We start from the raw sequence: 22,668 nt of genomic DNA, 5'->3' as shown, positions 1-22,668 counted from the left end.
AGCCGGTATCGTGAGGATTGTCGCAAAGTCGCTTTTCGTCCTGTTCACCGTGTTCGGCGCAGCCGGCCTTGGCCAAGCCCAGACGCCGAAGGGCAAGACGACGCCTGCACCGGTTCCGGCAGCTGCTCCCGCCGCGCCTCAAGGTGATGCATCCGGCAACAATACCGGCTGGGTCGCGCGCTGCACCAGCGCGAGCCGCGACGCGCCGCTCGAATGCGCCATGGAGCAAACTGCTGTTCTCACCAAGACCGGCCAGCTCATCGTGCTGGTCAACATCCGCGTTCCCGGCGACACCCGCACGCCGGTTGCGCTGATCCAGCTTCCGCTTGGCCTGAACCTGCCCGTGGGCGCCAAGCTGCAGGTCGACGAAGGCAAGGCGGTCGACGTGCCGATCCAGACCTGCGAGGCGCGCGGCTGCTACATCAACGCGCCGATCGCGCCCGATGTCCTGACCCAGCTGAAATCGGGCAAGCAGCTCAAGGTGTCGTTCCAGAATCTCGGCAAGGAAACCATCAGCATCCCGATGCCGCTCGGCGACTTCGCGACGGTGTACGACAAGATCAAGTAGCGCCGCGCGAGCCACTTCCTGACCCGCGCAGGCTGGTCTAGTCTGCGGCGACAGCTGCAAACAGCGGCAGCGACGGTAGAGCATGATGCGCAGATCGGGTCACAATCGCCTTCGGCTGATCGCAATCCTGTTTGCGATATCAGGCACGCCCTCCGTCGCAGAGCCGCTGCCGCCGCCTGCGGCATCGACGGGCCAGCCTAAGGTGCACGACGTGAAGGTGCGGCCGCGCAACGAACAAACCGACCGCGGATCGCCATCGACCCCGTATATCGGCAAGGCGCTGCCCGACAGCGACGTGAAGCACGTTCGCACGACGCGCCAACCCACCACCACCGACGCAAAGCGCATTCGCACGACGCGCGAGCGTGCCGACGAGCCGGTGCCCGCGCTCGAGCCGCTGCGCCCGCCTGCCGGCCAGCAGCAAGGCGCGGCTCGCTAGCACTCCCGCTTGTAGAGGAACGCGTTGTCGGCCTGCGGCATGCCGATCGTCTTGTAGAAGCTCATCGAGTCCGGCGCCGACAGCAACAAACACATCGATTCAGGTCCGGCGTGGCGCCGCGTTTCCGCGATCAGGCGCTTGCCGATGCCGTGCCCCTGATACGCTCGATCGACCGCAAGGTCTGACAGATAGCAGCAATAGGCGAAATCGGTCAGCGCGCGCGAGACGCCGACGAGCCGGTGCGCCTTGCGCGCCGTCACGATCAGGTTGGCATTGGCGATCATGCGCGCCATCCGCTCGGTATCCGCCAGCGGACGCCGCTCGCCGAGCCCCGACTGGCGCAGCACCTCGATGAACTCGTCGACGCCGATCGACGCTTCGCGGGCATATACAATCTCGTCCATCACCTTAAACCTCTGTCGCAACAGGCCGCATCATGCGCGCGAGACCATGGTGGAATACGCCGCGCTATTCCACCCTCGATGCCGTGTCGCGGCCATGCCCGTCCCTCCGGAGCAAGCTGCAACAGGCAATCATCTGAATTTTGGAGGATGGCTTCGCCACCAAGGCAGATTGGCTGGGGAACCTGGATTCGAACCAAGACAAACAGAGTCAGAGTCTGTTGTGCTACCGTTACACCATTCCCCAAGAATTGTCCGTGGTATCAACAGCTTAGCTGGATGACTGGACATCTCGGTGCAGCGGGTTCACCTGCCAAATCAGCGCCCGCGCGAGAGCGATCTTCTACTCGCTTGGTCCCACGCTTGGCAAGCATTGATGGCGCTGATTTGGCGTGAAAGTTGCCGGCCCGTCGGCCGTTACATTTCGGCGAGTGCTCCAAGGAGCAGCTCAGGATTGGCTGCAAGCAGGGCTCCAAGGCCAAATCCGACGGTCCCGAGCGCGATGGCACCAATCCAGCCGTGCCACCCCCATCCAAGGACCGCGCCCATCAGGGTTGCCGCGCCAACCACGACAACGGTCCAAATCACCCGAACTACAGCAACCAGCGCCTTGATCATTGCGATTCGCGGCCTAACACGCGCCCGATGCCTTCGACGCAACGTGAACGCCGCGTTTCCTGCTTCTCCGAGGGCTCAATGTTGAGTCGGCGCCGCGGGCGGCACGTTCAACTTCGGCGGCATGGCGCGCCCTGACAAAGCGCCGCACCGCCGCGTTGCCACGGCGGTGCAAGAGACTGAACAGAAGGCAGTTGGCGGATTCCCTGCCGGCCAGGCGTCAGTACAGCCCGCCGGTCCCTGACCGCATCACGGCGCGATCGGCGTCCGGCGGGATCGCCTGCTGGGTCCCGTCGATCACGTCGGTGCCGGCGACCAGCGTCGGATCATAATACGGCGGCGCCTGGCCCGGCTTGAAGGCTTCGAGCACCACGCCCCGGTTCTGACCGGGCGTGGCACGCAGGCCGGACTTGGCATCGACCAGGACCAGCCGGATGCCGACCGGCTGCTTGAACGGAGTGGCGGGCTTGTCGGCGAGCGCGAGCTTCAGGAAGTCGCGCGCGATCGGCGCGGCGGTATGGCCGGCCTGCGCGTTGCGGCCGAGCGAACGCGGCTTGTCGTAGCCGACATAGAGGCCGACCACGAGGTCCGGCGAGAAGCCGACGAACCAGAGGTCCTTGGCCTCATTCGAGGTGCCGGTCTTGCCGGCGAGCGGCTTGCCGACGTCCTTCAGCGCGGTGCCGGTACCGGCCTGAATCACGCCTTCCATCAGCGAGGTGATCTGGTAGGCGGTCATCGCGTCGAGCACCCGTTCGCGTCGGTCGACGAGTTGCGGCTCGGGCTGGTTCTTCCAGCCTTCCGGCGCGTCGCAGCCGCGGCATTCGCGCTGGTCGTGCCTGAAGATGGTGTGGCCGTAGCGATCCTGGATGCGGTCGATCAGGGTCGGCTTCACGCGGACGCCGCCATTGGCGATCATCGAATAGGCCGTGGCCATCCGCATCACCGTGGTCTCGCCGGCGCCGAGCGAATAGGCGAGATAGTTCGGCAGCTCGTCATAGACACCATAGCGCTTGGCGTATTCGCTGATCAGCGGCATGCCGATCTCCTGCGCGAGCCGCACGGTCACCGTGTTGCGCGATAGCCGCAGCGCGTTACGCAGGGTCATCGGTCCCATATACTTGCCGGCATCGAAGTTTTCCGGGCGCCAGATGTTGCCCTGCCCCTGATCGATCTCGATCGGCGCGTCCATCAGCACGCTCGACCCGGTGTAGCCGTTGTCGAGCGCCGTCGAATAGACGATCGGCTTGAAGGTCGAGCCGGGCTGCCGGTAGGCCTGCGTCGCGCGGTTGAACTGGCTCTGGTCGAACGAGAAGCCGCCGACCATCGCCAGCACACGGCCGGTGTGCGGATCCATCGCCACCATCGCGCCCGACAATTCGGGAACCTGGCGCAGCCGGTACTGGCCTTCGACAGCCTTGCCGTCCTTGGTGAACAGCGGATCGGCATAGATCACGTCGCCGGGCTGCAGCACCTGCGCCACCGATGTCGGCGTCTTGCCCTTGTACGGGCCGGACAGTGCCCGCGCCCATCGCACGCCTTCCAGCGTGACGATGCCGGTCTCGCGCTGCTTGCTGATGGCGCCGCCGAGTTCGCGGCCGGGCTGGAAGCCGATCCGCGCCGACTGGTCGTTGCTCTCCAGCACCACCGCCATCCGCCACGGCGAGATGTCCGAGAGCGACTTGATCTCGGCGAGCGGCACACCCCAGTCACTGGTGAGGTCGAGCTTCTGGATTGCGCCGCGATAGCCCTGCTGCTCGTCATAGTTCACGAGCCCCGCCACCATGCTCTTGCGCGCCATCACCTGGATCTTGGGATCCAGCGTGGTGCGCACCGACAGGCCGCCCTCGTAGAGCTTCTTCTCGCCATAGCGCTCGAAGATGTCGCGGCGGACTTCTTCCGAGAAATATTCGCCGGCGAAGGTGTGAGCGCCGTTGCTGCGGTTGGTGACGGCCAGCGGGTCCTTGCGCGCTTTGTCGGCGTCGGCAGCAGTGATCCAGCCGTTCTCCTGCAGGCGGTCGATCACATAGTTGCGGCGCTCGACGGCGCGCGCATGGTTGCGCACCGGATGCAGGCTGGCCGGCATTTTCGGCAGCGCGGCCAGGTAGGCCGCCTCGGCAACGGTCAGTTCATTGACGGACTTGTCGAAATAGACCAGCGACGCCGCCGCGATGCCGTAGGCGCCGAGGCCGAGATAGATTTCGTTGAGATAGAGCTCGAGGATCTTGTCCTTGGAATAGGTCCGCTCGATTCGCATCGCCAGCAGGGCTTCCTTGATCTTGCGGGTGAACGACACCTCGTTGGTCAGAAGGAAGTTCTTGGCGACCTGCTGGGTGATCGTCGAGGCACCCTGCGGACGGCGGTTGGAACCGAAGTTCTGGATGTAGGCGACGCCGGCGCGCGCCATGCCGGTGTAGTCGACGCCGCCGTGCTCGTAGAAATTCTTGTCCTCGGCCGCGAGGAAGGCGTTGATCACGAGCTTCGGCACGGCCTGGATCGGCAGATAGAGCCGCCGCTCCTTGGCGAACTCGCCGAGCAGCGATCCATCCGCCGCGTGCACGCGGGTCATCACCGGCGGCTCGTAGTTCTGGAGCTGCGAATAGTCGGGCAGGTCCTTGGAAAAATGCCAGAACAGTCCTGCGACCGCGGCCAGACCGGCCAGGAACAGGATGGTTCCTGCGGTGAACAGGAACCCGAAGAACCGCAACAGAAATTTCATCGACCAGATTTTCCGTGGCGAATACGTCGCTCGTTCTGAGTGCGCTGCGTGCCACTTAGGCCGCCCGGTATATCGGTCGCACCATGGACCTGCAATTCAACACGGGAGAATTAAAGCGGATCAGACGTCAAACTTATGCCATAGAGCCCGGGTCGCGCGCGCAGCCAAATCAGCTGTCCCCGACCCCGGGGATGCTCCGCAGGACGGCATCGGCCCTCAAGCCTCCGTCCCTCGATTCGCCCGCGCCATCGCCGAGCGGTGCTCCAGCCTGCAATCGCGGCGCTTGCGCGGTGAGCCCGCCGCGAAAGAAAAGCGCAGGTCCAGCCCACCGCTTCCACTACCCGGCTGCCGCTACGGGGATTGCGGTATCAGAAACCGGTGGACAGTGCCGGCCGGCCCACCCGATTAACGCCCCATTAACTATAACTACCCCAAGTTGTTGGGATACACGCGACTCGCGAGGGGCTGACTTGCATGGCACTGCGCGGATTTAAACGGCCGTTTGCCGTCGACCCGAATATCGTTGGATTTCCGAAACCACCCACATCGGCGATGGGCACCGAGGCCTTGGACCTCGTTTATCAGGCGGCGGATCTGTTCCGCAGCATCGAGGACAGGGCCCGCGCCGGCGAGGCCCGCGCCGAGGCCGCCGAACAGGCGCAGCTCGAAATCATCGCCGCCACCGAGCGCAAGCTGAGGGACGCGTCCCGGGCACTTGAGGAGGCCCGACGGCGTATCGAGTCCCAGCAGGAGCAGCTCGATGCCGCCGAATTCCGCGCCCAGGCCGCCGAAGCCGAGGCACGCGAAGCCAGGCAATCGCTGGCTCTGATCGAGGACGCGATCCGCCGGCGCTTGCTGCTGACCGGCGGGCACGACGACGGCAGATCGAGCGCCGTCGCCTGAGGCAAGATCGACCGGGGCGGCGCGCCCTGCCCGGCCGCCGCCGCGCGATCAGTAGCCGGCCGCCAGCCCTGAATTGCGGCGCGGGTCGTTTGCGCCGTAGAAGCGGTTGTTGCCGACCGGCTCGCCGCCTAGCGATGGCGCGCCGACGACGATCACCGCGAGGTGGTTGGCCGGCTGCGGCGGGCCGAATTTGTGGCCCATCCCTTCCAGCATCTTCCGCGTATCCGGCGACAGCGTGTAATCCTCGAGATTGGTGGCCTCCGGAAGCCATTGCTGGTGGAAGCGCGGCATGTCGATGGCCTCCTGCGCGTTCATGCCGTAGTCGATGGCGTTGATCATCGTCAGCAGCACGGCCGTGATGATGCGGCTGCCGCCGGGCGTGCCCACCACCATGACCGGCTTGCCGTCCTTGGTGACGATGGTCGGGCTCATCGAGGACAGCGGGCGCTTGCCCGGGACGATCGCATTGGCTTCGCCCTGCACCAGGCCATACAGATTCGGCACGCCGACCTTGGCGGTGAAGTCGTCCATCTCGTCGTTCAGGAGCACGCCGGTCTTGGCCGCGGTCACCTTGGCGCCGAACCAATCGTTGAGCGTGTAGGTGACCGACACCGCGTTGCCGTCCTTGTCGGCGATCGAATAATGCGTGGTGTTGCTGCCTTCGTGCGGCGGCACGCCGGGCTTGATGTCCTTGGACACGCCGGCCTTGGCCGGGTCGATCGCGGCGCGGATCTTCGCGGCGTAATTCTTGTCGAGCAGGCGCTCGAGCGGGTTCTTCACGAAGTCGGGGTCGCCGAGATAGCTGTTGCGATCGACATAGGCATGGCGCATCGCCTCGATCTGGTAGTGCACCGCCTGCGCGGAATGGTAGCCGAGCTCCTTCAGCGGGTAGCCCTCGAGGATGTTCAGCACCTCGCAGATCACAACGCCACCGGAGCTTGGCGGCGGCGCCGAGACCACGTGATAGCCGCGATAGTCGCATTCGACCGGCGCGAGCTCACGGACTTTGTAATTGTCGAGGTCCTCCTGGGTGAGCAGGCCCTTGCCGGCCTGGCTCGAGGCGACGATGGCCGCCCCCACCCACCCCTTGTAGAAACCATCGGTGCCGCGCTTGCTGATCTCGCGCAGCGTCTCGGCGAGCTCGTGCTGCATCAGCCGCTCGCGACCTGGAACGGCTTACCGTTGTTGAGGAAGATCGCGGCCGAGGCCGGATCGTCCTGAAAATCCTTGGTCGCAGTCTGGAACATGCTGATGTCGCCCTGGTCCAGCAGGAAGCCGTCCTCGGCGAGTTGCAGCGCCGGCGCGATCACATCCGCGCGCTTCAACGTGCCGTACTTCTCGCGCGCATATTCCATGCCGGCCACCGAGCCCGGCACGCCGACGGCGAGATGCCCCTTGGTCGACAGGCCGGCAATGACGCCGCCGTCCTTGTCGAGATACATGTTGGCGGTGGCACCCTTCGGTGCAGTTTCGCGGAAATCCAGGAAGGTCTTGCGGCCGTCGGCAAGCTGGATGGTCATGAAGCCGCCGCCACCGAGATTGCCGGCGGCGGGATAGACCACCGCAAGCGCGTAACCGACGGCAACCGCCGCATCGATCGCGTTGCCGCCGCGCTTCAACACCTCGATGCCGACCTGCGTCGCGAGATGCTGCGCGGAGACCACCATGCCGTTCTCGGCGGCGACCGGCGCAACCGATGCGGCGCGCACGAGAGCAGCCGACGCGATGCCGATCGAAATGATCGCGGCCACGATCCACCGCGCGCGCACCGTTGAATTTTGCATGGAAGCCTCCCGGGACTTACGCCGACTGTCGCGGCTCTGATGCGATCTTAGCGCGCAAACCTAGCAGGCCGCTCGCGTGCGCACTATAGGCCCGCGACCCTCTCACCGCCCGCCCGCAGCCGGCTGTGGCGTCTGCCATAGGCCGCATAGATCACCAGCCCGATCACGAGCCACACCGCGAGCCTGATCCAGGTGTCTAGCGGCAGGCCGAACATCAGGAATAGCGAGGTTCCGGCGGCAGCCGGGGCCACCAGCCAGATTGCCGGAGCCTTGAACGGGCGCGGCAATTGCGGATCGCGGATGCGCAGCACCAGCGTTCCGATCGAGACTACGGTGAATGCGAACAGCGTGCCGATCGAGACGAGCTCGCCGACCAGCCCGATCGGCAGCAGCCCGCCGAGAATGGCGGCGACGGTGCCGGCGAAGATGGTCGAGACATGGGGGGTCTGAAAGCGCGGATGGATCTTGGCGGCAAAGCCCGGCAGCAGGCCGTCATGCGCCATGGTGCGGAAGATCCGCGGCTGCGCCAGCAGCATGATGAGGATCACCGATGTCAGCCCGAACAGGATGCCGAGCTTGATGAAGGGACCGAGCCAGCCGATGCCGACCGCATCGATGCCGACGGCGATCGGATCCGGCACGCTGAGCTTGTCGTACGGCACGATGCCGGTCAGCACGAAGCCGACCGCGACATAGAGCGCGGCGCAGATCACGAGCGAGCCGAGAATGCCGATCGGCATGTCCCGCTCCGGCGTCTTCGCTTCCTGCGCTGCGGTCGAGATCGCATCGAAGCCGATATAGGCGAAGAACACCACCGCCGCGCCGCGGACCACGCCGGACCAGCCGAACGCACCGGGACCGGCATTCGGCGGGATCAGCGCGCCCTCCGGATTGCCCGCCGTCACCCAGTTCGCCAGCGAGACCGAGGAGGCTGCGGTGGCGAGAAACAATGCGATGACGACGAGCTTCACCACGACGACGAAGCCGGTGAAGCGCGCGGACTCGCGAATGCCGACCACGAGCAGCGTGGTGACGAAAGCGATGATCGCCATCGCCGGGATGTTGATGACCGCGCCGGTCGAAGACCACGCCCCGGTGTTGACGTCGTAGGCGAGCGGCGCCGAGGTGAATTGCTGCGGCAGGTTGATGCCGAAATCGCGCATGAAGCTGACGAAATAGCCGGACCATCCGACCGAGACCGCGATCGCACCGACGGCATATTCGAGGATCAGGTCCCAGCCGATGATCCAGGCGATCAATTCGCCGAGCGTGGCATATGCGTAAGTGTAGGCGCTGCCGCAGATCGGCACGGTGGATGCCATCTCGGCGTAGCACAGGCCGGCGAAGGCGCAGGCGACCGCGCCGAGCATGAAGGAGAGCGTGACGGCGGGGCCGGCATTGGCGGCGGCCGCGTGTCCTGTCAGCACGAAGATGCCGGCGCCGATGATGCCGCCGATGCCGAGCGTGACCAGTTGCAGCGCCGAGAGCGAGCGTTTGAAGACCGGCGTCTCCGCGTCGCCGTCGGCGCGCGCCGCCTCCCGCAACAGTTCGGAGGTCGATTTTCGATCCCAGAAACTGGCCAGGATGTCGGTCACGCCAAATGGCCCTCCGCCGCTCGGGTCCAGCGGGACCCGCCACGATCGGCGAACTATAACGCGCTCGACGCGCGGGCGTTCGCACGCCGCGCGATAGCCGGAGCGCTTATCCACCGCCAAGCGGCGTGGCGGGCCCTACTGGCAGGGATGGCGGCGGCCGTCGCGGCCAAGGAAAGTGCCGGACGCCGGATCGAACGAGCGGTAGCGAGCACAGGACGAGGACGGCGCCGGCGGTATGGCGCCGTAGGCGTTCTCCGGGTTGCCGCTGCGTTGCCCCGCCGCCTGAGCCTCACCCCATGGCGTCAGGGCGCCGCCGTTGATTGCGCTGCGCCCGGGATTTTGCGCGTCAAACAGCGCCGGCTCCGAAATCTGGGCAACGACCGGAGAAAACGTCATCCCTGCAAGCACGATGGCGGTTGCAACCGCCCTCAATCCGGACATACGACCACTCCTGTCGATCAATGGAAACCTGTCGAAGGCCGGCCGAGCCGCCCCTAACGGATATGGGGACGGCAATCTTCAGCGCACGGGGCCACGGCGTCACGATGCCGCGAGCCGGCCGGCTGTGGCTCGCCACTCAGTGGTTATGCACGTCGGGCCGCGGGTCGGAAACGAACCCGTCGCGGTTCGGCATCTTGACCGCGGCGAGCGACTTGGCGTCGAGCACGGCATTGGCGGGGACGACGCCGTTGAGGCTGAGGATGTAGGCGGACACCGCGTAGACGTCCTCATTGCTCAGCGACTGCGGCGCGTTCTGCGGCATCGCGCGGCGGATGTAATCGAACAGGGTCGAGGCATAGGGCCAGTAGCTGCCGACGGTGCGGATCGGTTTTGGGCTGGCCAGCGTGCCCTGTCCGCCGACCAGGCGGTCGCCGACGCCGCCCTGCCCGTTGTCGCCATGGCACGCCGAGCACTGTTCGGCGAACACGGTGCGGCCGCGCTCGACACTACCGCTGCCCGGCGGCAGGTTGGAGCCATCGCGGCCGATATCGATGTTCCAGCCCGCGATCTCGGCGGGCGTTGCCGGACGCCCGATGCCATAGCGATCGTCGGCCTGCGCAGCAGCCGCGAGCATCGCGATCGCCCCCACAAGAAACGCTGCCTTGAGGTTACGCCTGGGCATTGGTCACCTCGCCATTCGCATCGATGCGCCAGGGCCAGATCGCGTTGTTGTGGTAGAACGAGTTGAGACCACGCACCTTGACCAATTCCGCCAGCGTCGGCTGCGTGTAGCCGGTCTCGTCGATGGCGCGGCTCTGGATCACTGCGGGCGTGCCGTCCCAGTGCCAGGGCAGACGGAAGCGCGTGAGCGCGCGCGTCAGCACCGGCTCCTGAAGCTCCGCCTGCTGCCAGCTCTTGCCCTCGTCGAGCGAGATCTCGACGCTCTTGATCTTGCCGTGGCCGCTCCAGGCGATCCCGGTGATCTCGTGGAAGCCGTGCGTGGTCAGCTTCTGCCCGCCGGACGGCCGCGTGATGATCGACTTGGCTTCCATGTAGAAGGTGAATTCGCGCGACGTGCCGTCCGGCATCGGGTCGGTGTATTTCGAAGTCTCCTCGCGCGAATAGGCCGGCTCGGCGGTGACCTTGAGCCGGCGGAGCCACTTCACATTCATGTTGCCCTCGAAGCCGGGCAGCAACAGGCGCAGCGGATAGCCCTGTTGCGGACGCAGCCGCTCGCCGTTCTGGCTGTAGACCAGCATGGCGTCGTCGAGGCACTTCTCGATCGGGATCGAGCGCGTCAGCGCGGCGGCATCGCCGCCTTCGGCGACGACCCATTTGGCGCCGGCCTGCAGGCCGGCTTCGTCGAGCACCGTCTTCAGCGGCACGCCGGTCCATTCGGCGCAGCTCAGGAGGCCGACGAGGTCGGAAGCCGTCTTGCCGTAGGGCTTGGTGTAGACCGGATTGCCGGAGCACTCCAGGAAGTGGATGCGCGATTGCGACGGAAAGCGGCGGATGTCCTCCATCGTGAGCACCAGCGGGCGATCGACCATGCCGTGCAGCATCAGCCGGTGCTCGGCCGGATCGATGGTCGGCACGCCGCCATGGTGGCGTTCATAGAACAGGCCGTTCGGCGTGATGATGCCGTCGAGCTCCTGCAACGGCGTGCGGCCCGACGCGAGATATATTGCGGCAGCGTCTTCGAGATGTTCTTGACGACGCCCTTCTCGTGAACCGATGGCGTGCCATAGGGCTGGCTTCCCATCGGATCGCCGGGCGCTTTCATCCATTCCGGCACGTTGGGCGGAAGATTATTCCCCTGTTCGGCAAGCGCAGGAGAACCGGTAACTCCCGCTATCGCAGAGCCTCCGGCCAATGCCGCACCCGCCTGAAGAAACCGCCTGCGAGACGCATCTCGCACGCGCTTGTCCGTCGTGTGTTCGCTCATCGACGTTTTCCTCTGACGTTACCAGAGCATGATCGGGAAGAGTGCGAAGCGATTTTCCGAAAAGATCATGCCCGGACAACAACCCAAAGCGCGATGATGATTCATCGTGCTCCGGTGCAGCCTAACACCAAACGACCGAGGCGAGGCAATGATCCCGCGCGCAGAGCTGCCATCAACTGCCCGCGACGACAGGCAATTTGTCGATCGAGCGGATGCCGGGGCGGCCGCGCCAGTGGATATGCTCGGGCTTCACTGCGAGCCGGAGATCGGGCCAGCGCGTGAACAGCGCTTGCAGCGCAGATGCCGCCTCGATGCGTGCCAGTTGGTGGCCGAGGCAGAAATGGATTCCGGTCCCGAACGAGATATGCCGGTTCGGCTTGCGTGCGAGATCCATTCGTTCGGGATGCTCATGCGCCGTCGGATCGATATTGGCGGCCGCGATCATCGCCATCACCCGGTCGCCCTTCTTCAGATGAACGCCGCCGAATTCGACGTCGCGCCTGACGTAGCGCGGCTTGGTGAACTGCACCGGCGAGACGAAGCGCAGAAATTCCTCGACCGCGAGGCCGAGGCGGCTCCAGTCAGCTGTCAGCCAGTCACGCCGCGCAGGGTCCTTAAGCAACTCGAAAACCGATCCGCTGATCAGATGCGTCGTCGTTTCCGACCCGGCACCGAGCAGCAGGAACACCATCGACACCATCTCGTCCGGTGTGATGCGACCGCCTTCCTTCTCGACCTGCACCAGTTCCGCGATCAGCCCCTCGCCGCCTCGCTCGCGTGCGAACTGCAGTTGCTGCGCGAGATACTTTCGCATCTTCGACAGCGAGCCCATCATGCGCAGGAAGCTGATCGGGCCTCGTAGCTGCGTCATCGCATTGGCCCAGGCGATGAATGTCGGCCGGTCGGCCGGCGGCAAGCCGAGCAGCTCGCAAATCACCGAGACCGGCAGGATGCGGGCATAGCGCTGGATCAGATCGGCTGGGCTTCCCGCGACGAACAATTCGTCGGCGAGGCGATCGGCGATGCCGCGGATGTGCGGCTCCATGTCGAGCACCGCGCGGCGGCGGAATGCCTCGTCCACGATGCTGCGCAGCCTCGTGTGATCCGGCTCGTCCATCGTCAGCATGTTGTTGGCGACGGCGGTGACCGACTTCGGCATCCACCAGCGCAGGCCGGCGACCTCACCGTCCTCCTTGCGCAACGTGAAGGTCGCGCTCTCCTTCAGCATCACCGAGGCGGCATCGTAGGTCGTCGTCAGCCAGACCCGGCCGACGATCGGAAACCTGACCTCGACGACCTCGCCGCGGGCACGCAGCATCGCAATGCCGGCGGCAGGATCCCGGTTGAATGTTTCGCTGGAAAAATCCGGCTGCGATGCCATGGCGCCACCTCATGCCGCCGTTCGCGCGTCCGGAACATGGTGCGAAATGCCGTGTATGCAAGGCCGGGCGCGTTTGCCCCTACGGAACCAGCGGCACAGCGTGGCTTCTGCACGCAGGTCGTTCCATGTGACGGCTCACATCCGTTCGCCGGGCAATCGGCTGGCTTGCTTCACCCAAGCGGTGAACTGGGCTTCGTCGAGCTCGTCGTTCTCGTGAATGTTGAGATAGCGCGTATGCTGCTGCTTGGACTCGCCCGGCGGCACGGGACGCAGCAACGTGCCGCGAAAGAACGCCACCTTGATGTAGCGCGTGAAGACATGGATTCCGAGGAACCAGCCTTCGCCTGCCACGCCGTAGAGTGGCGAGTTCCATTTCATCGCCTTGTGCACGCCGGGGACGGTCCGCACGATGAGCGCGTCGAGCCTGCGTCCGACCTCGCTTTTCCACCCCGGCATCGCCGCGATATAGGCTTGCACAGGCGCGTCACCAACTCCCTTTGCGATCTGCGGGTTGCCGCCCGCGAGCAGGCGCGGCTTTGCAGCCGGGCGCGTCGCGGCCGCTTTCTTTGCACTCTTCGCCGGCTTCTTGGAGGTCTTGCCAACCATTGTGCCTGTTTCCACCGGTTCACGTCCCGCGCGCTGCGCAGCGTTCGCCCTCTCGACCGGATCATATGGTTATGCGCCGATGTTGTCGTCAGTGACGGCGCCTGTATGTGGCGGCGTATCGACGCGCGCGATCGGTCTTCTTGGGAGCGGTCCGGCGCCTAGTCGATCACCGGCGGCGTGCCGTGGGTGTGGAACGACTCGATCGTCTTCAACCCCCACGCCTGGCCCTTCTTGCGTTCCTCCTCGGTCCACACGATCGGCTTCCAGTCCGGCGCCAGGATCAGGCGGGCTCCGGCATTGGCGACCTCGACGCGGTTGCCGCCGGGTTCATAGACATAGAGGAAGAAAGTCTGCTGGATCGCGTGCTTGTGCGGCCCGGTCTCGATATGCACCCCGTGCTCGAGAAAGATATCGGCGGCCCGGAGGATCTCCTCGCGGCTATCCAGCGCGTAGGTGACATGGTGAAACCGGCCGCGCTTGCCGTAATGATCGCGCGTGTAGGCGAAGTCGTAGCTCTTGTTCGACATCGTCATCCACATCGCGGCTTCGGTGCCGTCGTTGAGCACGATCTGCTCGGTGGTGCGGCATCCCAGGTAGTTCTCGAAGAACAGGCGATTGGCCTTGATGTCGACCGCGAGGCAGTTGAGATGGTCGAGCCGGCGGACATTGACGCCGCGGGCCGGAAAGCGCTGCGCCTGGTTCTTCAACGCAGGCTTCAGCCCGGCCGGCGCCTCGTACCATTCGGTCTCGTAGTAGAGCTCGATGACGTGGCCGTCGGGATCGCGGCAGCGGAATGCCGGTCCCTGCCCCATGTCGCCGTCGATCCAGCCGATGTCGAAGCCCGAGCCCTTCAGCGCGGCGACGCGGCGCTCGAGCGCCTGCGCGCTGCGCGCCCGCAGCGCCATGTGCTCCATGCCAGAGGTCTTCGATGCGGTCAGCTTCAGCGAGTAACGCTCATAGTCGTCCCAGCCGCGCAGATAGACCGACTCGCCCTGCCGGCCGCTGACCGTCATGCCCATCACATCGACGAAGAACGTCAGGCTCTCGTCCGGCTTCGGCGTCAGCAGCTCCATGTGCCCGAGATGAGCGAGATCGAAGATCGGTTCCGGCTGCATGGGGCGGTCTCCTCGCACGACGCCACCGACGTCTTTCCGCTCGGGCGAGCGGTGCCGGCGTGATTTGTACTAGTGTACAAAGGATTAGGTCCCGTCAACAAATTATTGGCACCGGCAATCGCAGCCCGCGGTTGAGACCGGCCTCCGCGCCTAACCCTTGGACGCCATCACCGGCACCGCATCGTGCGACCGGGACATGGTCGCCGACACCGTCAGCGCGACGGCAAGCGCGCACACCATGCACAGCTTCATCCGCGCCGTACGGCGATCGGTCATCGGCAGGAAAAAGAAGAACGCGATGGCGAGGACGAGAAGCGCATTCACGAGATAGTACATAGCGGGACCCTCTTGTTGCGTATCAACAAGATGGCCTGCGCCCGCGCGGCATTCCGTGGCCGGAATCACATAGCTGGCGGTCAGGCGACCGAGACGGCATCCTCGCGATGCGAGGACAGCAGCCTGCGGATCTCGACATCCGGCACCGGCCGGCTGAACAGGTAGCCCTGCATCTCGGTACAGCCGAGGGTCCGAAGCAGACTGCGCTGCTGCTCGGTCTCGACGCCCTCGGCGGTTGTCGTCATGTCGCTCGCGGCGGCAATGTTCACGACGGCCTGAACGATCGTGGACGACGCGCCGGTCCCGGCGAGATCCTTGATGAAGGCACGGTCGATCTTGATCTTGTCGAACGGGAAGCGCTGCAGATAGCTCAGCGAGGAGTAGCCGGTGCCGAAATCGTCGAGCGCGATGCGCACGCCGAGCTCGCGCAGCTGATGCAGGATGTCGAGCGCAGCCTCGTCGTCGCGGATCAGCACCGCCTCGGTGATCTCGAGCTCGAGCCGCGCGGGCGCGAGCCCCGACGCCGCCAGCGCGGCGGCGACGTTCAGGGCCAGTGTTTGGCTCTTGAACTGGATCGGCGACACGTTGACCGCGACATGGATATGATCCGGCCAGTTCACGGCTTCCCGGCACGCAGTGTTGAGCACCCAGTGTCCGAGATCGTTGATCAGGCCGGTATCCTCGGCGACCGGGATGAAATCCGCCGGCGAGATCATGCCGCGTTCGGGATGGCGCCAGCGCAGCAGCGCCTCGCAGCAGCTCACCCGGCCGTCCCCGAGATGGAGCAGCGGCTGATAATGCAGTTCGAAGCTGCCGTCGAGGATGGCCTGGCGCAGCTCCAGCTCCAGACTGCGTCGCGCCTTGGCGCGTGCGTCCATGCCAGCCTCGAAGAACCGGTAGGTGCGGCGGCCGTCGCTCTTCGCCCCATAGAGCGCGAGGTCCGCGTTGCGCAGCAATTGATCGAGATCGAGCCCGTCGTCCGGCGCAACCGCGATGCCGATGCTGGCATCGGTCGTGATCAGGTGCCCGCTGCAATCGATCGGCTGGCGGATGCTCTGGTAGATCGCGGCCAGCAGCTGCATGGTCTGGGTCTGATCGCAGACCGCGGTCTGGATCACGGCGAACTCGTCGCCGCCGAGCCGCGCTGCGACGTCGCTCTCCCCGAGGCAGGAGCGCAGACGATCGGCGATTGCCCTCAGCAGCTCGTCGCCGATCTGATGGCCGAGCGCGTCGTTGACGGCTTTGAACTCGTCGATATCGATATACATGACCGCGAGCTGGTCATCCGTCCCGATCGCCCGCAACGCCTGTTCGAGGCGCTGGCGGAACAGCGCGCGGTTGGGCAGATCGGTGAGCGCATCGTAATGCGCCATGTAGGCGATCTTGTTCTCGGTGCGCGTGCGCTCGGTGACATCCTCGATGGTCGCCACCCATCCGCCGTCCGGCAGCGGCTTGTTGACGATCTCGATCGCGCGCCCGCCCGGCGCCTCGGTCAGCTGGCGCGTCGCCTTGCCGAGCTTCACATTGTGGATGATGGCGTTGCAGAATTCATCGACGTCGCCGTCGAACGAGCCGGTCTCCTGCCGGTGCGCGATCAGCCGCTGCATGGTGCAGCCCGGCTTCGCGACGTCGGGCGAGAGCCCGAACATCTCGATGTACGGACGGTTGCAGATGATGATGCGCGCCGACGCATCGTAGAGCACGAGCCCCTGCGGAATGTTGTTCACGGCCGTCGTGAGATTGCGGCGTTCGGTAGCGAGCCGCGCGTCCGAGACCTGATGTCGCTTCAGCAGCAGGAAGACGATCACGGCCATGATCGCAAACGCCGCCATCAGCAGGCCTTCGCGCTCGCTCCATTGCGCGGTCGCGCTTCCGAGCAGGCTGCCGACGAGCAGGACGGCACAGAACGCCAGCCCCTTGGTCGAGCCGACATCGGCATTCCCTGACGATGAATTGCGGTGGTCGATGCGCACGCTGATCTCTCCCGGGCGCAGCATCGTTACGCAGCACAAATGGAAAGGTCGTTACAACTCGCAGTTAGCAATCGGTTACACGATACCTGGAGCCACCGCGCAACACATCGCACCACACCTCCGTAAAGCTACGGAGCCGCCGCTGCACTCCTCCAAGATGGTGAATTCCGCATTAACGGATAAACCGCGAAACCAGCGCTGCTGTGCCGGAAAGCGACGATCTCGCCGCCGATGCACGCGACGGGGCACAATCTCACGTCACGATAGAAACAAATCGTCACCGGGAAGGTGTAGATTTAGCCGATGCCGAACCCCGGCGACTTAACGGTTTTTCCAATCCCGGGCGGGCATATTGGTCCGGACATTTAGATTTCGAGAACGAGCCAGGCTGGAACTGTGACACCTTTCGGACGTGTGATCTCTGTGCGCGGCTCACAGGCCCGGGTGGGGCTGCTGGCGGGCGGCCAGATGCAACTTTCAGAAATGCGCGCGACCGTCGGCCGGTTCGTCAGCATCCGCTGCGCGAGCTCGGTCATCGTTGCCATGATCACCGAAGTGTCGTGCGAGCACCTGCCGCCGTCCGACGAGTACATGGCGACCGCCTCGGTCGACCTGCTCGGCGAAATCCTCGGCGGCGACCGCCCGAAATTCCAGCGCGGCGTTACCCACTATCCGACTATCGGCGACAGCACCGATCTGATCACCAACCAGGAGCTGCGCACGGTCTATGCGCCGAGCGGCTCGGACCAGATTAATGTCGGCACGCTGCAGCAGGATCGCTCGGTCATCGCCTATGTCGATGTCGAGGAAATGCTTTCCAAGCACTTCGCGGTGCTCGGCTCGACCGGCGTCGGCAAATCCACCGGCGTGTCGCTGCTGCTCAACGAGATCCTGAAGTCGCGGCCGAACCTGCGCATCTTCCTGCTCGACGTCCACAATGAATACGGCCGCTGCTTCGGCGAGCGCGCGCAGGTGCTCAACCCGCGAAACCTGAAGCTGCCGTTCTGGCTGTTCAATTTCGAAGAGATCGTCGACGTGCTGTTCGGCGGCCGGCCCGGCGTGCCCGAAGAGCTCGACATCCTCGCCGAAGTGATCCCGATGGCGAAGGGCATCTATACCCAGTACCAGAACTCCGACCGGGTTGGTCTGGGACTGAAGCGCATCGACCCCAAGCAGGTCGGCTATACCGTCGACACGCCGGTGCCCTATCGCCTGGTCGACCTGATCTCGCTGATCGACGAGCGCATGGGCAAGCTCGAGAACCGCTCCTCGCGCATCATCTATCACAAGCTGATCTCGCGCATCGACGCGGTGCGCAACGATCCGCGCTACGCCTTCATGTTCGACAATGCCAATGTCGGCGGCGATACCATGGCCGAGGTGATCAGCCATCTGTTCCGCCTGCCCGCCAACGGCAAGCCGATGACCATCATGCAGCTCGCGGGCTTCCCGGCCGAAGTCGTCGATTCCGTGGTGTCGGTCTTGTGCCGCATGGCGTTCGATTTCGGGCTGTGGAGCGACGGCGTCTCGCCGATGCTGTTCGTCTGCGAGGAAGCGCACCGCTACGCCTCCGCCGACCGCAATATCGGCTTCGGGCCGACCCGCAAGGCGGTGTCGCGCATCGCCAAGGAAGGCCGCAAATACGGCGTCTATCTCGGCCTGATCACCCAGCGTCCGGCCGAACTTGACGCGACCATCATCTCCCAGTGCAACACGCTGTTCACGATGCGGCTTGCCAACGACCGCGACCAGGCGTTGCTGCGCTCCGCGGTGTCGGATGCCGCCGCCAATCTGCTGTCGTTCGTGCCCTCGCTCGGCACCCGCGAAGTGCTGGCGTTCGGCGAAGGCGTGGCGCTGCCGACCCGGCTGCGCTTCAAGGAGGTGCCGCCGCACCAGCTGCCGCGCGGCGAGGCCACCATCGCGACGGTGCCGTCGGTCACCGCCGGCCACGACATGCATTTCGTCAGCGCCGTGCTGGAGCGCTGGCGCGGCGCCACCTCGCATCGGGATTCGCCGAGCGGCGATGCCAATTTCAATGCGCCACCGCCGGCGCGCACCATGCGCCCGCCGAGGCGCCGATGCTGCAGCCGTCGCTCGGTCTCGATCCGGATCGCTTCTCGCTGTTGAAGAAGCCGCTGCGCTAGCCGCATTTCGCCAAGATTCTGCCAAGGCGCCGATGCGCCTTGCGCCCGACCCGTCATCCTCTATGGTTTGCCGTGACGCCGCATCCATGCGGCATGCCGGAACCATCTCATGACGCAGCCGACCGCCAAACGCTTCGCAACGCCCGCTCTCGACAAGCTCCCGGAGGATATCCGCACCCGCATCCTGGCGGTGCAGGAAAAGTCCGGCTTCGTGCCGAACGTCTTCCTCACTCTGGCCTATCGTCCCGACGAGTTTCGCGCCTTCTTTGCCTATCACGACGCGCTGATGGAAAAGGACTCCGGCCTCTCCAAGGCCGAGCGCGAGATGATCGTGGTGGCGACCAGCGCCGCCAACCAGTGCCAATATTGCGTGATCGCCCATGGCGCCATCCTGCGCATCCGCGCCAAGAATCCGCAGATAGCGGACCAGATCGCGATCAACTACCGCAAGGCCGACATCACGCCGCGGCAGCGCGCGATGCTCGATTTCGCCATGAAGGTGAGCCGCGCGGCCGAGGAAGTCTCGGAGGCGGACTTCGCCGCGCTCGCCGCCCACGGCTTCAGCGATGACGATGTCTGGGATATCGCCGCAGTCGCGGCCTTCTTCGCGCTCTCCAACCGGCTTGCGAACGTCACCGGGATGCGGCCGAACGACGAGTTCTACATGCTCGGCCGGCAGCCGAAGTAGAAGTAGAGGACGCCTTGGCAGACTGGAGCGAGATCATCCTGCGTCTCGGCGCCGCCACGCTGGCGGGTGGCGCGATCGGGCTTGACCGCGACCTGCGCGGCAAGCCGATCGGCCTGAAGACGCTTGGCCTCGTCAGCCTCTCGACCGCCACGGTCGTGCTGCTGGCATTGCAGGCGGTTGATCCCGGCAAATTCACCGATGCAGTCAGCCGCGTGATCCAGGGCGTGCTGACCGGGATCGGCTTTCTTGGCGCCGGCGTGATCGTCCGGCGGGGCGACCAATATCACGTCCACGGCCTGACCAGCGCCGCATGCGCGTTCTTTGCCGCGTGTATCGGGATCGTCTGCGGCGCCGGACACTGGCCGATCGTCCTCACCGCGCTTGCGCTGGCATTCCTGCTGCTGACCTTCGGCAAGCGGACCGAGCGGTGGCTGCACCACGCGCTCGGCGGCAGGGAAGATCAGCACGGACCGGAGGCCTCCCCCGGTCAGTCGTCGGATGCCGGCCCGCACCAGCCGGGCAAATAGACCGCGTCCTTGCCGCGGCCCAGGGCCAGTCCCTTTTCCAGCGCCTTGGCGAAATTGTTCTCCACCGTCTTGCGCGGGATGTGGCGGCGCAGGAAATCGGCCCACAGGAATTCGCTGAACGGCGTCGTGTCCTTGGCGAAACCGCCGGCGCGGCGCATTTCACCGGCGAGGCTGCGGAACGGATCGTCCTTGAGTTGATTGATCGATTTCGGAATGTCCCTGAAGTGGCAGCGCTCGCCCTTGGAATTGTAGGGATAGACCCAGCGCTTGTTGTCCATCACGCCCCAGAACACGTCACGCTCGACCATCGTGAGATCGCCGATCACCGTGACCAGGATGTCCTTGACGCCTTCCTCGTGCAGCGCCCGCGCCATGTGATGGTGGTCAACCACGTAGTAGCGATCGTCGGGGCCGTGGACCACCGGGATCATGTGCTTGCCCAGAAGCTCGGCGCGCTTCTTGTCCGAGCTGTGCTCGCGCCAGCGCTTCCGCTTTTCCTTCACCTCGTGCATACCGACCGTCATCTGGGTCGGTCGCAGCGACAGGATCGGGACCGGTTTGACGTAAGGCTCGCGCGTATGGGCCATGATTTGTACTCCCGTTTGACCGGCACTCCGGAATGGGTTCCATTATGACATGATGTCTCAGGCAGACGAAAGAGCCGGTTCGGCGGAATGGCTTTGAGAGCAAGCGAACGCGTGAAGGCACGCACGGTCCGGCTCGGCAACCGCGAGGTCGTGACCGAGGGGTTGGAGCTCAGCTTCTGGGCGGACATCAGCCATCGCTGCATGACGGCGTCCTGGCCCGCCTTCATCGGCGGTGCAGCGCTGGTGTTCGTCACCTTCAACGGCGTCTTTGCGCTGCTCTACTGGCTCGGCGATCACCCGATCGCCAACGTGCCTGACGGCCAATACATCGACTTCCTCTATTTCAGCATCGAAACACTCTCGACCGCCGGCTACGGCGACATGCACCCGCAGACCCATTACGGGCACTTCATCGCCGCCATCGAGCTCTTCACCGGCATCTTCTCGATGTCGCTGATGACCGGGCTGATCTTCGCCCGCTTCTCGCGGCCGAGCGCGCGCCTGCTGTTCGCCGACAACCCCGTGATCTCGGACCATGAGGGCGAGCGGACGCTGATGATCCGCCTTGCCAACGAGCGGCACAACATCATCGCCAACGCCACCGCGCGGCTGTGGCTGTTCAAGAACGACCTCAGCAAGGAAGGCATGTCCTATCGCCGGTTCTTCGAGCTGCCGCTCGCGCGCAGCGAAAGCCCGGCATTGGCGCTGAGCTGGACCCTGTTTCATGTGGTCGACAAGGACAGCCCGCTGCACGGCCTCAACGCGGAAGACCTGGAAGCCATCAATGCTGGCCTCGGCCTCATCGTATCGGGCTATGACGACGTTGCAGCGCAAACCGTGCACGCGCGAAAATCCTACGAGCATTCCGATATCCGTTTCGGACATCGCTATGCCGAAATCCTGCGCGCGACCGACGACGGCCGTCTCAGGATCGACTACAGTCGGTTCCACGAGACGATCGAAACATGAATACCACCTCTGCGGGTATCAAGATTTTAGGTGTGAAACGCGCCGGACATGCTAAACATGAGTGGCGACGCGACCGGACTGACAACAGTGAAGACGCAGCGGCCAATTTCCTCGGATGACGAGCACGTGGTGCTCAAATTCCGGCCGCGCACCTCGGCGCAGCCGCCCGGCAAGCGCGAGGCCCCGATCCGATCGACCCGCCCGGCTTCCGTCGCTCCCGTTTCCGTCGCCAACGACCTCTCCCGCTACGAGAAGCCGCGCGAGGAGCCGGATGACTTCCGCCAGCGTATGCTCGCCAACATCGCCGCCTTTGCCTTCACCGTGGCGCTCACGGCGATCGGCATCTGGCTCGCCATGAGCATCGCCGATTTGCGCAAGACCCAGGATTGCGTGCTGATGGGCCGCCGGGATTGCGCGAAGATTACGGTGATGCCGCGCACCTAGGCTGGCCGGAACCGTGCCCAAAAACCGTCCTCGCGAGGCCGGCCAAGCTCCATTGAACTAACGGCCCTGCTCCGATATACGGGCACACGACTCCCGGCAGCAGCAATAGGGCATTCCGGGGCAGTGCGCCCGCCTCCTCCGAGCCGACCCGGAATTACCTTCAATATATCAAAGGCTTAATGATGTCCTCCACATTCGAGCAGATCGCCAACATTATCGCGGAGACCTGCGACATCCCGCGCGATACGATCAAGCCGGAGAGCCACGCGATCGACGATCTGGGGATCGACAGCCTCGACTTCCTGGACATCGCCTTTGCCATCGACAAGGCCTTCGGGATCAAGATGCCGCTCGAGAAGTGGACCCAGGAGGTCAACGACGGCAAGGCCACGACGGAGCAGTACTTCGTGTTGCAGAATCTCGCCGACCGCATCGACGAGCTGGTCGCGGCCAAGAATGCGGGCGCGGGCTCGGCCTCGTAATCGCCCGCC

General features: G+C 64.9%; 20 protein-coding genes, 1 tRNA gene and 3 pseudogenes. 9 read left to right on the top strand and 15 right to left on the bottom strand.

Annotated features, from left to right (window positions below):
* The first annotated feature begins 49 nt into the window (after window positions 1–49).
* Window positions 50–568, top strand: a complete 519-nt coding sequence (locus AKN84_RS00395; protein ID WP_050419058.1) for an invasion associated locus B family protein — start codon at window positions 50–52, stop codon at window positions 566–568.
* An 82-nt stretch (window positions 569–650) separates the two neighbouring features.
* The gene (locus tag AKN84_RS00390; RefSeq protein WP_050418807.1) at window positions 651–1,007 is read left to right on the top strand and encodes a hypothetical protein; all 357 of its coding nucleotides are present in this window, start codon (window positions 651–653) and stop codon (window positions 1,005–1,007) included.
* Here the strand turns inward: AKN84_RS00390 and AKN84_RS00385 are convergent.
* The 4 genes from AKN84_RS00385 to AKN84_RS00370 form a co-directional block, all read right to left on the bottom strand.
* Window positions 1,004–1,411, bottom strand: coding sequence for a GNAT family N-acetyltransferase (locus AKN84_RS00385; protein WP_050418806.1), 408 nt, complete (start codon window positions 1,409–1,411; stop codon window positions 1,004–1,006). The genes AKN84_RS00390 and AKN84_RS00385 overlap by 4 nt on opposite strands.
* A 170-nt stretch (window positions 1,412–1,581) precedes the next feature.
* Window positions 1,582–1,655 (bottom strand) — tRNA-Gln (locus tag AKN84_RS00380).
* A 170-nt stretch (window positions 1,656–1,825) separates the two neighbouring features.
* Complete coding sequence (locus AKN84_RS00375) at window positions 1,826–2,026, bottom strand: hypothetical protein (RefSeq protein ID WP_050418805.1); 201 nt, start codon at window positions 2,024–2,026, stop codon at window positions 1,826–1,828.
* A gap of 217 nt (window positions 2,027–2,243) precedes the next feature.
* Entirely contained in the window at window positions 2,244–4,739 is a 2,496-nt protein-coding gene (locus AKN84_RS00370; protein WP_050418804.1) for a penicillin-binding protein 1A, read from the bottom strand.
* A gap of 474 nt (window positions 4,740–5,213) precedes the next feature.
* On the opposite strand from AKN84_RS00370, the gene AKN84_RS00365 reads away from it, so the two are divergent.
* Complete coding sequence (locus tag AKN84_RS00365; RefSeq protein WP_244484865.1) at window positions 5,214–5,642, top strand: hypothetical protein; 429 nt, start codon at window positions 5,214–5,216, stop codon at window positions 5,640–5,642.
* A gap of 48 nt (window positions 5,643–5,690) precedes the next feature.
* Here AKN84_RS00365 and ggt read toward each other — a convergent pair.
* The 10 genes and pseudogenes from ggt to AKN84_RS00315 all read right to left on the bottom strand — a co-directional run bounded on the left by ggt (window position 5,691) and on the right by AKN84_RS00315 (window position 16,818).
* Window positions 5,691–7,426: pseudogene (gene ggt, locus AKN84_RS00360) on the bottom strand (gamma-glutamyltransferase).
* A gap of 83 nt (window positions 7,427–7,509) precedes the next feature.
* Window positions 7,510–9,009 (bottom strand): amino acid permease, encoded by a 1,500-nt coding sequence (locus AKN84_RS00355; protein WP_050419057.1) that lies wholly within the window; start codon window positions 9,007–9,009, stop codon window positions 7,510–7,512.
* A 147-nt stretch (window positions 9,010–9,156) separates the two neighbouring features.
* Window positions 9,157–9,462, bottom strand: coding sequence for a BA14K family protein (locus AKN84_RS00350; protein ID WP_128970285.1), 306 nt, complete (start codon window positions 9,460–9,462; stop codon window positions 9,157–9,159).
* Between the two features lie 136 nt (window positions 9,463–9,598).
* Complete coding sequence (locus tag AKN84_RS00345) at window positions 9,599–10,144, bottom strand: c-type cytochrome (protein ID WP_050418801.1); 546 nt, start codon at window positions 10,142–10,144, stop codon at window positions 9,599–9,601.
* Window positions 10,131–11,407: pseudogene (gene soxC / locus AKN84_RS00340) on the bottom strand (sulfite dehydrogenase). The gene AKN84_RS00345 and the pseudogene soxC overlap by 14 nt, the downstream one beginning before the upstream one ends.
* A 172-nt stretch (window positions 11,408–11,579) precedes the next feature.
* Window positions 11,580–12,788, bottom strand: coding sequence for a cytochrome P450 family protein (locus AKN84_RS00335; RefSeq protein WP_050418800.1), 1,209 nt, complete (start codon window positions 12,786–12,788; stop codon window positions 11,580–11,582).
* Window positions 12,789–12,923: 135 nt separating this feature from the next.
* Complete coding sequence (locus AKN84_RS00330; RefSeq protein ID WP_050418799.1) at window positions 12,924–13,394, bottom strand: DUF1801 domain-containing protein; 471 nt, start codon at window positions 13,392–13,394, stop codon at window positions 12,924–12,926.
* Between the two features lie 158 nt (window positions 13,395–13,552).
* Window positions 13,553–14,509: a catechol 2,3-dioxygenase gene (locus AKN84_RS00325; protein WP_050418798.1), complete on the bottom strand. Its 957-nt coding sequence runs from the start codon at window positions 14,507–14,509 to the stop codon at window positions 13,553–13,555.
* 150 nt (window positions 14,510–14,659) lie between these two features.
* Window positions 14,660–14,845, bottom strand: a complete 186-nt coding sequence (locus tag AKN84_RS00320) for a hypothetical protein (protein WP_050418797.1) — start codon at window positions 14,843–14,845, stop codon at window positions 14,660–14,662.
* An 80-nt stretch (window positions 14,846–14,925) separates the two neighbouring features.
* Entirely contained in the window at window positions 14,926–16,818 is a 1,893-nt protein-coding gene (locus AKN84_RS00315) for a putative bifunctional diguanylate cyclase/phosphodiesterase (protein ID WP_430649869.1), read from the bottom strand.
* A 396-nt stretch (window positions 16,819–17,214) separates the two neighbouring features.
* Here AKN84_RS00315 and AKN84_RS00310 point away from each other — a divergent pair.
* From AKN84_RS00310 to AKN84_RS00300, 3 genes and pseudogenes are all read left to right on the top strand, one after another.
* Window positions 17,215–18,962: pseudogene (locus AKN84_RS00310) on the top strand (ATP-binding protein).
* Window positions 18,963–19,071: 109 nt separating this feature from the next.
* Complete coding sequence (locus AKN84_RS00305) at window positions 19,072–19,650, top strand: peroxidase-related enzyme (RefSeq protein WP_050418795.1); 579 nt, start codon at window positions 19,072–19,074, stop codon at window positions 19,648–19,650.
* Window positions 19,651–19,664: 14 nt separating this feature from the next.
* Window positions 19,665–20,177 (top strand): MgtC/SapB family protein, encoded by a 513-nt coding sequence (locus AKN84_RS00300; RefSeq protein WP_050418794.1) that lies wholly within the window; start codon window positions 19,665–19,667, stop codon window positions 20,175–20,177.
* Here AKN84_RS00300 and AKN84_RS00295 read toward each other — a convergent pair.
* On the bottom strand, window positions 20,138–20,764 hold the full coding sequence (locus AKN84_RS00295) for a ParB-like protein (protein ID WP_050418793.1): 627 nt from the start codon (window positions 20,762–20,764) through the stop codon (window positions 20,138–20,140). The two genes, AKN84_RS00300 and AKN84_RS00295, sit on opposite strands and share 40 nt — an antisense overlap.
* A 111-nt stretch (window positions 20,765–20,875) precedes the next feature.
* Between AKN84_RS00295 and AKN84_RS00290 the strand changes: the two genes are divergently transcribed.
* From AKN84_RS00290 to AKN84_RS00280, 3 genes are all read left to right on the top strand, one after another.
* Window positions 20,876–21,733, top strand: a complete 858-nt coding sequence (locus AKN84_RS00290) for an ion channel (RefSeq protein ID WP_244484863.1) — start codon at window positions 20,876–20,878, stop codon at window positions 21,731–21,733.
* 87 nt (window positions 21,734–21,820) lie between these two features.
* Complete coding sequence (locus AKN84_RS00285; RefSeq protein ID WP_050419056.1) at window positions 21,821–22,177, top strand: hypothetical protein; 357 nt, start codon at window positions 21,821–21,823, stop codon at window positions 22,175–22,177.
* 182 nt (window positions 22,178–22,359) lie between these two features.
* A complete protein-coding gene (locus AKN84_RS00280; RefSeq protein WP_050419055.1) occupies window positions 22,360–22,659 on the top strand; it encodes an acyl carrier protein in 300 nt (99 codons plus the stop codon).
* Window positions 22,660–22,668 lie beyond the last annotated feature (9 nt).

The organism is Bradyrhizobium tropiciagri (genome assembly GCF_001189845.1).
GTDB lineage: Bacteria > Pseudomonadota > Alphaproteobacteria > Rhizobiales > Xanthobacteraceae > Bradyrhizobium > Bradyrhizobium tropiciagri.
Note: the sequence above shows the minus strand (reverse complement) of the source record. Positions and strands in the feature narration are given on the sequence as shown.

Coding starts and splice junctions, on each gene's coding strand:
- AKN84_RS00280 (WP_050419055.1), top strand. CDS start 22,360: ATGTCCTCCACATTCGAGCAGATCGCCAACATTATCGCGGAGACCTGC.
- AKN84_RS00295 (WP_050418793.1), bottom strand. CDS start 20,764: ATGGCCCATACGCGCGAGCCTTACGTCAAACCGGTCCCGATCCTGTCG.
- AKN84_RS00330 (WP_050418799.1), bottom strand. CDS start 13,394: ATGGTTGGCAAGACCTCCAAGAAGCCGGCGAAGAGTGCAAAGAAAGCG.
- AKN84_RS00320 (WP_050418797.1), bottom strand. CDS start 14,845: ATGTACTATCTCGTGAATGCGCTTCTCGTCCTCGCCATCGCGTTCTTC.
- AKN84_RS00375 (WP_050418805.1), bottom strand. CDS start 2,026: ATGATCAAGGCGCTGGTTGCTGTAGTTCGGGTGATTTGGACCGTTGTC.
- AKN84_RS00345 (WP_050418801.1), bottom strand. CDS start 10,144: ATGCCCAGGCGTAACCTCAAGGCAGCGTTTCTTGTGGGGGCGATCGCG.
- AKN84_RS00385 (WP_050418806.1), bottom strand. CDS start 1,411: ATGGACGAGATTGTATATGCCCGCGAAGCGTCGATCGGCGTCGACGAG.
- AKN84_RS00335 (WP_050418800.1), bottom strand. CDS start 12,788: ATGGCATCGCAGCCGGATTTTTCCAGCGAAACATTCAACCGGGATCCT.
- AKN84_RS00305 (WP_050418795.1), top strand. CDS start 19,072: ATGACGCAGCCGACCGCCAAACGCTTCGCAACGCCCGCTCTCGACAAG.
- AKN84_RS00390 (WP_050418807.1), top strand. CDS start 651: ATGATGCGCAGATCGGGTCACAATCGCCTTCGGCTGATCGCAATCCTG.
- AKN84_RS00370 (WP_050418804.1), bottom strand. CDS start 4,739: ATGAAATTTCTGTTGCGGTTCTTCGGGTTCCTGTTCACCGCAGGAACC.
- AKN84_RS00325 (WP_050418798.1), bottom strand. CDS start 14,509: ATGCAGCCGGAACCGATCTTCGATCTCGCTCATCTCGGGCACATGGAG.
- AKN84_RS00365 (WP_244484865.1), top strand. CDS start 5,214: ATGGCACTGCGCGGATTTAAACGGCCGTTTGCCGTCGACCCGAATATC.
- AKN84_RS00350 (WP_128970285.1), bottom strand. CDS start 9,462: ATGTCCGGATTGAGGGCGGTTGCAACCGCCATCGTGCTTGCAGGGATG.